Below are 11,432 nucleotides of genomic sequence, written 5' to 3'. Positions count from 1 at the left end.
ACCGGTGGGCGCGGCGTCATCTTAACGCACCCAAAACCCGTATGCGGTGCCTGGCAAGAGATCAGGTGGCGGCATACCGCTCCATGAGGCTTCACGATGAAACAAGGTATCCATCCCGAATACAAGAAGGTCAGCGTCTCCTGCTCCTGCGGCGCCACCTTCGAAATCGGCACCACCTCCAATCAGGAGATGTCCCTGGACGTCTGCTCCCAGTGCCACCCCTTCTACACCGGCAAGCAGAAGCAGGCGACCACCGGTGGCCGCGTCGAGCGCTTCAACAAGCGTTTCGGTGCCGCGATTCGTCGCTAAACGCCGCTCGCTATCGCCCCAGCGCGATAGCGGAAGACCCGCCCGGCCTCGCCGGGCGGGTTTTTTTATGTCTCCTGCCAAGGACTTGGGGCTGTAATAAGCTCTTTGTTATGCCTGAGTTGTTAGTCATAAGTTCGGCTAAATATTTGGAAATTCCTTCAAACAAGCGACTAAAAGCCTTGAATGACAGTAACTTGGCATAAGTTGTGGGCTTGGACGTTTTTCTATATTCTGGCGCGACACCTATGTACTCTGCTACGACTGGACAACACCCATGACTGACCCGAGACAAGCGGCACTGGACTATCACTCACAGCCGATCCCCGGCAAGCTCTCCGTGGAGCTGACCAAGCCCACCGAGACCGCCAAGGATCTGGCTTTGGCCTATAGCCCGGGGGTCGCCGAGCCCTGCCGCGAGATCGCCAAGGACCCGGAAAATGCCTACCGCTACACCGGCAAGGGCAATCTGGTGGCGGTGATCTCCGATGGCTCCGCCATCCTCGGCCTCGGTAACCTGGGGCCGCTGGCCAGCAAGCCGGTCATGGAAGGCAAGGGCGTGCTGTTCAAGTGCTTCGCCGGCATCAATTCCGTGGATATCGAGGTCAATGCCGAGAGCCCGCAGGCCTTTATCGATACCGTGGCACGTATCGCCGATACCTGGGGTGGCATCAACCTGGAAGACATCAAGGCGCCGGAGTGCTTCGAGATCGAGCGCGCCCTGATCGAGCGCTGCAATATCCCGGTGTTCCATGATGATCAGCACGGCACCGCCATCGTCACCGCGGCGGGCATGATCAATGCCCTGGATATCGCCGGCAAGAAGATCGACGAGGCGCGTATCGTCTGCCTGGGTGCCGGTGCCGCGGCCATCGCCTGCATGAAGCTGCTGGTTTCCTGCGGCGCCAGGGCCGAGAACATCTTTATGCTGGATCGCAAGGGCGTGATCCATAGCGGTCGTGACGACCTCAATCAGTACAAGGCGATGTTCGCCACTGAGACCGAGCGTCGCACCCTGGATGATGCCATCGAGGGTGCCGATGTGTTCGTCGGCCTCTCCGGCCCCAACCTGCTCTCCGCCGAACAGCTCAAGAAGATGGCCGCCAACCCGGTGGTCTTCGCCTGCTCCAACCCGGATCCGGAGATCCATCCGGAGGTGGCCCTGGCCGCCCGGAATGACGTCATCATGGCCACCGGTCGTTCCGACTTTCCCAACCAGGTCAACAATGTCCTGGGCTTCCCCTTCATCTTCCGCGGCGCCCTGGACGTGCGTGCCACCGCCATCAACGAAGAGATGAAGGTCGCCGCGGTGCATGCCATCAAGGACCTGGCCCGCGAGCCGGTGCCGGCTGAGGTCAAGGCCGCCTACGAAGTGGACGAGATGAGCTTCGGTCCCGAGTACATTATTCCCAAGCCGATGGATGCCCGCCTGCTGGATCGCGTCTCCGCGGCGGTAGCCCAGGCGGCGGTGGACTCCGGCGTGGCGCGCAAGCCCTACCCGGCCCACTATCCGCTGACCCGTATCGAGGACGTCTACGGCAACTAAGTCGCGACCTCATCGAAGCGCCGGCCTCGTGGCCGGCGTTTTTCCGTCCGTACCACGACAAGGCCCGCATCACAGGATGCGGGCCTTGTCGTGGTTATGAGCTCATGCCCGGCGGTTCGCCGGGCGAAGGGGTCAGAAGATCGACTCGAAGGAACCGCTACCCTGGGAGCCGCTGTGCTGCTCCAGATCGCGGCCCACATTATAGGGCTCGAACTCGGGCAGGTGGTCGGCCTGGAAGAGCTCGCTGATCCCGCCGGATTGGCCATCGCGCAGGCGTCGGCCGGACTCCGGGTCGATGCGGGCGCTGACCACCTCGGCGGGGCGTGACAGTCTCGCCTCCGGGCGTCCCTCGAGGGCCTGGCCCATAAAGTCGATCCACACCGGCAGGGCGGCACGACCGCCATACTCGCCGGTGGTCTCGTTATTGTCCTTGCCGATCCAGACCGAGACCGCCAGGTCGGCGTTATAGCCGGCGAACCAGGCATCGCGCTGGTCGTTGGTGGTGCCGGTCTTGCCGACGATATCGCCGCGCCCCAGCTCCAGGGCGGCGCGACCGGTGCCGGCCTCGATCACGTCGCGCAGCATATCGGTGACCAGGTAGGCGGAAGAGGCGTCGACGACCCGGGGCGCTACCGGGTAACGGCGACCGTCGATCTCCACCTCCTGGGTGCCGGGCAGGCAGTCGTGGCAGGCCACCCGGGGACTGGCCTCATCCACCAGTTCCTCATCGGCGCCACGGGTGACCCGCTCGATAAACCAGGGGCTGATGCCATGGCCGCCATTGGCCAGGGTGGCATAGGCGTGGGTCATCTCCAGCGGCGTCAGGCTGGCGCTGCCCAGGGCCAGGGAGAGGCCGTGGGGCAGGCGAGACTCGTCGAAACCGAAACGCGCCAGGAAATCGATGGCGTTGTCGAGCCCCAGGCGCTGCAGCACGCGGATGGTGACCAGGTTGCGGGACAGGGCCAGGGCGTTACGCACCCGCATGGGGCCGCGGAAGTCGCCGCTGGAGTTGACCGGCCGCCAGGTGGTGCCGGCATCCGGCATGACCACCGGGGCGTCATTGATCACCGATGCCGTGGTGATCTCGCCCGCCTCCAGGGCCGCCAGATAGATGAAGGGCTTGAAGATGGAGCCTGACTGGCGCTGGGCCTGGGTGGCGCGGTTGAACTTGCTGGCGGAGAAGCTGAAGCCGCCCTGCAGGGCCAGGATGGCCCCGCTGTCGGGGTCCATTACCACGATGGAGCCTTCGGCATCGGGGCGTTGGGAGAGGCGCCAACTGCCGTCCTCGCGCTGCAGGATGCGCACCAGGGAGCCCGGCTCGGCGATCTCGGCGGCGGAGCTCGGTTCGCCTTCGCGCCACTGGGCGGTGCGGTAGCGACGCGCCCAGCGCAGGCCTTCCCAGTCCAGGGTCAGCAGCTCGCCGCCGCGGCTCAGCACCCGCATCTCGCGCCCCTCGGCGGAGACCACGATGGCCGGATACAGGGGGCCGAAACGGGGAGTGCGCTCGAGCACATTGAGCCAGTTGCTGACGTCGCCGTCGATGCCTTCCACCACGGTCTGGCTACTGGCCGCGGCGCGGCGGGCCGTTTCCAGTACCTCGGGGGACTCGTCGAGTTCCTCTTCCAGGCCGCGGCGCTCGGTGCGTTCCTGGGCCTCCACCAGGCTGGCGGGAATCTCGGTCTCCTCGGGGCCGCGCCAGCCATGGCGGGTGTCATAGTCGATCAGGCCGCGGCTCAGGGCATCCCGGGCAATGGGCTGGAGTTCGCTGTCCAGGGTAGTGGTGATGCGATAGCCGCCGGTATAGGCCTCGTCGCCATAGCGATCCACGGCGAACTGACGCGCCATCTCGGCCATGTAGTCGGCCTCCACCTCGACCTGAGTGGCGAAGCGGCGGGCGGTGATGGGCGCGGCCACGGCCTCCTCGTAGGCGGGCCGGTCGATATATCCCAGCTCGCGCATGCGGTAGAGGATCCAGTTGCGGCGGATCAGCGAGCGTTCCGGGTTGGCCAGGGGGTTGAAGGCGGAGGGCGCCTTGGGCAGGCCGGCGATCATCGCCATTTCGGCCAGGCTCAGCTCATTCAGGGGGCGATCGTAGTAGGTCTCGGCGGCGGCGGCGATGCCGTAGGCGCGATGCCCCAGGAAGATCTTGTTGACGTAGAGCTCGAGGATCTCCTCCTTGGTCAGCACCTGCTCCATCTGCAGGGCCAGCAGGATCTCGCGGATCTTGCGGGTGAAGGTGCGATCCAGGGTCAGCAGGTAGTTACGCGCCACCTGCATGGTGATGGTGGAGCCCCCCGACTGGATGTCGCCGCCGCTGGAGGCCAGCTCCAGGGCGGCGCGGGCCAGGCCGCGGGGGTCGACGCCGGGGTGCTCGAAGAAGCTGGCATCCTCGGCGGCCAGCAGGGCCTGGATCAGCGGTTCGGGAATCTCGGCGTAGTCGACGGCGATGCGTCGCTCCTCGCCGAACTCGCCGATCAGCTTGCCGTCACGGGTGAAGATGCGCAACGGCGCCTGGAGCTCGAAGTCCTGGAGCTGGCGGACATCGGGCAGGCCGGGGGCGAAATAGAGGGCGGCGCCGGCCACGGCCAGCAGGCCGGCGGCGGCCAGGGAGAGCGTCAGCCACACGAGAGAGGCGATAAGGCGTTTGAAAAACTTCATGAGATACCCGTGATAAGCGCGTGATAAGCGTTGGCGGTGCGGCGATAAGGCGGGGCTATCCTTGAGGGTAGCCATTATATGGGCCGAGGCGGGGGGTCACCAGCGTTGAAGAGGTAAGGATCATGCTATTGTGTGATGAAACGAAAATGGATGTAACCTGAAATTACGCAGCCGGAGGGCGCCGGACGACAACAAGACCGTCGGCGTTATGTCGCAACGGGAACGCATGGCACGAGCAGGGGGCGACCCAGGTGCAACTTAGCAGACAAGCCAAGGGACTGATCGGTGTCGATATCACCTCGGCCACCGTCAAGTTGATCGAGCTCAAGGCGGCACAGGGGGGCTTCCGGGTGGAAAGCTATGCGGTCTGCCCGCTGCGCGAAGGAGCCGTGGTCGAGCGCCGCATCCGCAATATGTCGGCGGTGGTCGAGGCACTGCAGCGTGCCGTCGAGCTGGCGCGTCCGACCACCCGGCTCACCAGTGCGGCGGTGCCGGCCAGCGCGGCGATTACCAAGCCCCTCTCCCTGCCCGCCTCGCTCAATGATGACGAGATCGAGGCGCGTATCCAGATCGAGTCAGACAAGCATATTCCCTTCCCGTTCAGTGAGGTGGCCTTCGACTTCCAGCGCCTGGGCACCCATGCCCGCTATGCCGATCAGCAGGAGGTGCTGCTGGTTGCCTGCCGTCAGCAGGATGTCAGCCAGCTCACCGAGGCGCTGCTTCAGGCGGGGTTGACGCCGGCGGCGGTGGATGTGGAGGCCTTCGCCATGGAGCGGGCCTTTACCGAGGTGTGCCATCAGTTGCCCCGAGAGGAAGGCAGCAGCGGCAGCGTGGCGCTGGTGGATGTCGGGGCCACCATGAATGCCTTCCATGTGCTGCGCGAGGGGCGCATCACCTATAGCCGCGATACCGTCTTCGGCGGGCGCCAGCTCACCGACGAGATCGTCAATCGCTATGGGTTGAGCGTCGAGGAGGCGGGGCTGGCCAAGAAGCGGGGCGGCCTGCCCGAGGACTATCGGCACAGCGTGCTGGAGCCCTTCGTCGAGACCCTGGTGCAGCAGGTGGGGCGCTCCCTGCAGCTGTATTACACCGCCGGACGCCGGGAGGAGGTCAAGCGTCTGGTGCTGGCGGGTGGCTCCTGTGTCATTCCTGGCCTGCAGGAGCGCCTGGCGGCCGACAGCGGGATGGAGGTAGTGGTCGCCAACCCCTTCCTGCGCATGAAGGTCAACTCGCGAATCGATATCCACACCCTGGCCAGTGACGCGCCCGCCATGCTCACGGCTTGCGGTCTGGCGATGAGGTCGCGCCCATGACGATCGAGATCAATCTGCTGCCCTGGCGAGAGCAGCGCCGGGAGCGCCATAGCAAGCGCTTTCATCTGGCCCTGGTGGCCATGGCGGTGGTGGGGCTGGCCGGTGGTGCCGGCATGACGCTCTACTATCAGCAAGCCCTGGATGTCCAGCAGCAGCGCAATGCCCATATCACCGACCAGTCGGCGCAGTTGGATCGGGATATTCGCTCGATCCGCGAGTATGAGGCCCAGATCGAGCGACTCGAGGCCCAGATCGCCGTCTTTCAGCGCCTCCAGGAGGGACGCCCCCAGACCGTGCATGTGTTCAATCAGCTCACCGAGAGCCTCGAGGAGGGGGTGCACTATACCCAGCTGACCCGCCAGGGCGAGCTGCTCAGCCTCACCGGCCTGGCCGAGAACAATCGCCAGGTCTCCGATCAACTGCGGGCCCTGGGGGCGGCGCCGGCCTTCGCCGTGCCCAACCTCTCCGAGGTGGAGTCTGATCAGGGGCAGGACCGGCGGCGCTTCAGCCTCAACGTGCCGCAACGCATGCCGGGCCAGCCGCTGGCCGAGGAGGATGAGTCATGAGCCTGTCGGGAGAGTGGCGCCGGCTCAAGGAGCTGGACTGGCGCGAACTGGATCTGCGCGAGGCGGGGGGCTGGCCCTGGTCATTGCAGCTGATCTGCTGCCTGCTGGTGCTGGGACTGACCTTTGCCGGGATGCACTGGTACCTGGCCTCGCCCAAGGCGGAGGAGCTGGCCGGGGCCGAGCGCGAGGAGCAGAACCTGCTGCGCGACTACCGCAGCAAGGCGGCCCAGGCCGCCAACCTGCCCGCCATGCGTGAGCGCAGTGCGGCCCTGGATGCGCGGCTGGGTACGCTGCTGGAGATGCTGCCCAGCGGCGCCGAGATCCCCTCGCTGATCGACAATATCAGCGAGACCGCCATCGAGAACCAACTGCTGATCGATGCCATTCGCCTGCGCCCACCGGTGTCCCAGGAGTACTACGTGGAGCAGCCCTTCGATATCCAGGTGGAGGGCGACTATCACCGCATCGCCTCCTTCCTCTCCGGGGTGGCGGGGCTGCCGCGCATCGTCACCCAGCACGACTTCACCCTGGCGCCGGCGGAGGGGGGCAACCGCCTGCGCCTCTCGCTGCTGGCCAAGACCTACAGCTATCGCCATGACAGCGGGGAGGAGAGCCCATGAATTCGCTCCTTGCGCGTGGCGGCGGCCTGCTGCTGTTGGCCGCCCTGGCGGGTTGCAGCGATCCGGATATCGCCGGCCTCGATCGACAGTTGGCGGAGGTTCGTGCCAATCCCGGGGCGATGGAGCTTTCTCCATTGCCCGACACCCCGGGCTATGTCGCCATCTCCTATGATCAGGCCGATCGACGTAGCCCTTTCATGGCGCGGCTGCCGGAGCCGGAAGAGGCGCTGGCCGGGGGCTCCACGGACCTGGCCCCCGATCTGGCCAGGCCGCGGGAGCCGCTGGAGCAGTACCCCCTCGATCGACTGGCGCTGGTTGGCACGCTGTCGGTGGGAGGGCGGCCCTCGGCCCTGGTGCGGGCGCCGGATGGGGAGGTGCACCGGCTGCGCAGCGGCAATTATCTGGGTACCGATTTCGGGCGTATCGTCAGCATCACCGAGGCCAGCGTGCAACTGGTGGAGGTGGTGCCCAATGGACGCGGCGGCTGGATCGAGCGAGTGCGTAGCCTATCGTTGAACGGGGAGGGGCGTCAGCGTGGCTGATGCGGCGCGGCGTGCAACACAACAAGGGCAAGGGGAAGGGATCATGCAAACCATCACACGCTGTCTGGCAATACTCTGCCTGTCGCTGCTGGGAAGTGCCTCGGCGTGGGCGGCCTCGACCCTGACGAGCCTGGATTTCCGCCAGGCGGATGAAGGGGTCGAGGTAGAGCTGCACTTCCAGGGCGGGGTGCCGGAGGTGCGCGGCTACCGGCTCGACGAGCCGCCGCGGCTGACCATCGACCTGATGGAGACCGGCAGCCTGGTGGAGCGCCCACGCCAGTCTCTGAACCTGGGCGGCGTGGACCAGGTCACCACCCTGCAGGCCGGGTCGCGGACCCGGCTGGTCTTTACCCTGGACGAGGAGTTGCCCTACTCCACCCGTCAGGAGGGGGATCGGCTGATCCTGGCCATCGGCGGCGCCGGGGGGGCGTCCTCGTCGTCGGTGGTCGCCGCCTCATCGCCGACGACGCCCGCGGCGACCTCGACGGTTGCCCAGGAGCCGCGCATCGAGGATATCGATTTCCGCCGCGGCGCCGATGGGGCCGGGCGCCTGATCGTGACCTTCGATCGCTCGGGAATCGCCAGCCGGGTGCGCGAGGCCAGCGACAACCGCATCCTCGCCGAGCTGCGCGGCGTGCGCCTACCCGCCTCCCTGGATCAGGTGCTCGACGTCACCGATTTCGCCACGCCGCTGAGCCGCATCGTGCCGCGCCCCGGCAGCGAGGGGGTGACCCTGGAGCTGCAGGCCAACGAGGACTTCGCCATGTTCTCCACCCATAGCGGGCGGGAGCTGATCATCGAGGCCCAGCCGGTGCAGGCGCCGGCGTCGCAGCAGGTGGCGCGCCCCGAGCAGCGCAGCTTCAGCGGCGAGCGTATCACCCTGAACTTCCAGGATATCGAGGTGCGTTCGGTGCTCTCCATTATCGCCGACTTCACTGGGCTGAATATCGTCGCCAGCGATAGCGTCACCGGCCGGGTGACCCTTAACCTGCAGGACGTGCCCTGGGATCAGGCCCTGGACCTGGTGCTCAAGAGTCACGGCCTGGCCAGCCGTCAGGAGGGTAACGTGATCGTGGTGGCCCCGGCGGCGGAGCTGGCCAATATCGAGCGTCAGGAGATCGAGGCGCGGGAGCAGATGGAGGTGCTGGCGCCGCTGGTGACTCGCTATGTGCAGATCAATTACGCCCAGGCCGACGAGTTGGCCGGCTTGCTGCGCGGCGGCGAGGAGGGCTTCGGCCTGCTCACCGAGCGTGGCCGGGTCAGCGTCGATGTGCGTACCAATACCCTGCTGGTCCAGGATACCGCCGAGCAGCTCGAGCAGATCCTCGACACCATCGAGCAACTGGACGTGGCGGTGCGCCAGGTGCAGATCGAGGCGCGGATCGTGATCGCCCGGGACAGCGCCAGCCGGGAGCTGGGGGTCAACTGGGGGATGTCGCGCCCCGGGGGCAGCAATATCGACCTGGATGGTGCCGCCACCAGTCCCGGCCAGACCTTCTTCGATCCGGTCGAGGGCGAGCTGGTCTACCGGGATCGCGATGGCCTGGCGGTGGATCTGGGCGGCGATCGCGATCCGCTGACCTCCTTCGCCTTCGGCTATCTCTCCGGGGATATCCTGATCGACCTGGAGCTGCGCGCCCTGGAGAGCGAGGGGCGCAGCCAGACCATCTCCCAGCCCCGGGTGATCACCGCCAATCAGCGTACCGCGGTGATCAAGCAGGGCGAGGAGCGGGCCTTCCAGACGGTCAGCGACAGCGGTACCGAGACCGACTTCAAGGAGGCGGTACTCTCCCTGGAGGTAACCCCGCAGATCACCCCGGACAACCGCATCGTCATGGATCTGCTGATCACCAACGACAGTTTCCGGGATACCTTCGTCGGCAGCGAGCCGCCCATCGATCGCAACGAGATCCAGACCCAGGTGCTGGTCAACAATGGCGAGACGGTGGTACTGGGGGGGATCCTGACCACCGAGCAGATCCGCAGCCTGTTCGAGACGCCGCTGTTGTCGGATATCCCGGTGATCGGCAATCTCTTCCGCTATACCCAAGAGAGCAATGAAAAGGTAGAGTTGTTGATATTCATCACACCCACGATCCTCGAGGATGGGCTGGCACTTCGCTGATGCAGGACTTACCCAATCTCTTTCTTATCGGCCCCATGGGGGCCGGCAAAAGCACCATCGGCCGCCTCCTGGCGGCCGAGCTGTGCCGCGACTTCTACGACAGCGACCATGAGATCCAGGCGCGCTGCGGCGCCGATATTCCCTGGATCTTCGATGTCGAGGGCGAGGCCGGGTTTCGCGAGCGCGAGGTCCAGGCCATCGATGACCTGACCCGGCGTTCCGGGATCGTCATGGCCACCGGCGGCGGCGCGGTGATTCGCGAGGCCAATCGTCGCGCCCTGCGCGAGCGGGGTACCGTCATCTACCTCTATACCACGGTGGAGCAGCAGCTCAGGCGTACCGCCAAGGATCGCAATCGCCCGCTGCTCCAGTCCAAGGATCCCGGCCAGGTGCTGCGGGAGCTCTTCGCCGTGCGGGATCCTCTCTACCGGGCCACGGCGGATCTGATCGTGCGCACCGATCGTCGCGGCCCCAAGGCCGTGGCCAGCGAAATCGTGCGCCGGGTCACCAAGCTGGTGGATCCCCTGCAATCCTGCAAGGCCTGATGCCTCCGTCAACCCTCTTCGGTTATTCCTTTCCATGAGCCAAGTCGCCTCTTCCGTCAGTACCCTTAACGTCGACCTCGGCGAGCGCAGTTACCCTATTCATGTCGGTGCCGGCCTACTGGGGGATCCCCGGTGGCTGGCCCCCTACCTGGCGGGGCGCCAGGTGATGATCGTCACCAACGAGACGGTGGCGCCCCTCTATCTGGCGGCCTTCAGGGCCGGCCTGCCGGAGGGCCTCGAGGTGCGCGAAGTGATCCTGCCGGATGGCGAGCACACCAAGACGCTGTCGAGCGTGGAGCGTATCTGGGATGCGCTGCTGGAGGCCGGTTTCAATCGCCGCTGCACCCTGGTGGCCCTGGGTGGTGGGGTGATCGGCGACATGACCGGTTATGCCGCCGCCTGCTACCAGCGCGGCGTCGCCTTTATTCAGGTACCCACGACATTGCTTTCCCAGGTCGACTCCTCGGTGGGAGGCAAGACCGGGGTCAACCATCCCCGCGGCAAGAACATGATCGGCGCCTTCTGGCAGCCCCGCGCCGTGCTGATCGATACCGCCAGCCTGGCCAGCCTGCCGGCCCGGGAGCTCTCGGCCGGCCTGGCGGAGGTGATCAAGTATGGCCTGATCCGTGATGCGGACTTCCTGGCCTGGCTGGAGGCGCGCATGGAGGCGCTACGCGGGCTCGATGAGGCGGTCCTGCGCGAGGCGATCCTGCGCAGCTGCGCCATCAAGGCCGAGGTGGTGGCCGCCGACGAGACCGAGCAGGGAGTGCGTGCCCTGCTCAACCTGGGCCACACCTTCGGCCATGGCATCGAGGCCCATCAGGGGTATGGCGCCTGGCTGCATGGCGAGGCGGTGGGCACCGGCATGCTGATGGCCGCCGAGCTCTCCGCGCGGCTGGGCTGGCTCTCCCGGGAGGACGTCGAGCGTGTGGCGGCGGTGATCGAGGCGGCGGGTCTACCGCTGGCGGCGCCGGCGGCCATGGACGAGGAGGCCTTCCTGGTGCCCATGCGTCTCGACAAGAAGAATATCGATGCCCGATTGCGGCTGATCCTGCTGCGGGGGGTGGGGGAGGCCTGCGTGTATGACGAGACGCCGGCGGAGCTGCTGCGGGCGCTGCTGATGGATTTCCCGAGGCAGTAATATCTTTCGAAAAATAAGAATTTTTCAGGAAAAGCGGCGACCATTTTTCGATGGTCGCCGCTTTTTCTTT

Annotated in this window: 10 protein-coding genes; 9 read left to right on the top strand and 1 reads right to left on the bottom strand. The window is 66.0% G+C overall.

Going from position 1 to position 11,432, the window contains the following annotated elements:
* The first annotated feature begins 96 nt into the window (after positions 1-96).
* Together rpmE and ACQ1W9_RS17045 are read left to right on the top strand one after the other, a co-directional pair.
* Positions 97-309 (top strand): 50S ribosomal protein L31, encoded by a 213-nt coding sequence (gene rpmE / locus ACQ1W9_RS17050; RefSeq protein WP_146803601.1) that lies wholly within the window; start codon positions 97-99, stop codon positions 307-309.
* A gap of 274 nt (positions 310-583) precedes the next feature.
* Positions 584-1,852, top strand: coding sequence for a malic enzyme-like NAD(P)-binding protein (locus ACQ1W9_RS17045; protein WP_431024420.1), 1,269 nt, complete (start codon positions 584-586; stop codon positions 1,850-1,852).
* Between the two features lie 132 nt (positions 1,853-1,984).
* Here the strand turns inward: ACQ1W9_RS17045 and ACQ1W9_RS17040 are convergent, their stop codons facing one another.
* Positions 1,985-4,510, bottom strand: a complete 2,526-nt coding sequence (locus ACQ1W9_RS17040; protein WP_431024419.1) for a penicillin-binding protein 1A — start codon at positions 4,508-4,510, stop codon at positions 1,985-1,987.
* A gap of 251 nt (positions 4,511-4,761) precedes the next feature.
* On the opposite strand from ACQ1W9_RS17040, the gene pilM reads away from it, so the two are divergent.
* Genes pilM through aroB form a run of 7 tightly spaced genes read left to right on the top strand, consistent with a single transcriptional unit; the run spans position 4,762 to position 11,362 of the window.
* Positions 4,762-5,823, top strand: coding sequence for a type IV pilus assembly protein PilM (pilM, locus tag ACQ1W9_RS17035; RefSeq protein WP_431024418.1), 1,062 nt, complete (start codon positions 4,762-4,764; stop codon positions 5,821-5,823).
* On the top strand, positions 5,820-6,389 hold the full coding sequence (locus ACQ1W9_RS17030; protein WP_431024417.1) for a PilN domain-containing protein: 570 nt from the start codon (positions 5,820-5,822) through the stop codon (positions 6,387-6,389). The genes pilM and ACQ1W9_RS17030 overlap by 4 nt, the downstream gene beginning before the upstream one ends.
* Positions 6,386-7,009, top strand: a complete 624-nt coding sequence (locus tag ACQ1W9_RS17025) for a type 4a pilus biogenesis protein PilO (protein ID WP_431024416.1) — start codon at positions 6,386-6,388, stop codon at positions 7,007-7,009. Before ACQ1W9_RS17030 ends, ACQ1W9_RS17025 begins: the two co-directional genes overlap by 4 nt.
* On the top strand, positions 7,006-7,551 hold the full coding sequence (locus ACQ1W9_RS17020; RefSeq protein ID WP_431024415.1) for a pilus assembly protein PilP: 546 nt from the start codon (positions 7,006-7,008) through the stop codon (positions 7,549-7,551). Before ACQ1W9_RS17025 ends, ACQ1W9_RS17020 begins: the two co-directional genes overlap by 4 nt.
* A gap of 43 nt (positions 7,552-7,594) precedes the next feature.
* Positions 7,595-9,676: a type IV pilus secretin PilQ gene (gene pilQ / locus ACQ1W9_RS17015; RefSeq protein WP_431024414.1), complete on the top strand. Its 2,082-nt coding sequence runs from the start codon at positions 7,595-7,597 to the stop codon at positions 9,674-9,676.
* A complete protein-coding gene (gene aroK / locus ACQ1W9_RS17010; protein WP_431024413.1) occupies positions 9,676-10,221 on the top strand; it encodes a shikimate kinase AroK in 546 nt (181 codons plus the stop codon). The genes pilQ and aroK overlap by 1 nt, the downstream gene beginning before the upstream one ends.
* 34 nt (positions 10,222-10,255) lie before the next feature.
* Complete coding sequence (aroB, locus tag ACQ1W9_RS17005; RefSeq protein ID WP_431024412.1) at positions 10,256-11,362, top strand: 3-dehydroquinate synthase; 1,107 nt, start codon at positions 10,256-10,258, stop codon at positions 11,360-11,362.
* Positions 11,363-11,432: the final 70 nt, after the last annotated feature.

This window comes from Halomonas sp. H5 (genome assembly GCF_050613175.1).
Taxonomy (GTDB): Bacteria; Pseudomonadota; Gammaproteobacteria; order Pseudomonadales; family Halomonadaceae; genus Bisbaumannia; species Bisbaumannia salifodinae.
This window is presented reverse-complemented; position numbering and strand designations above follow the sequence as displayed.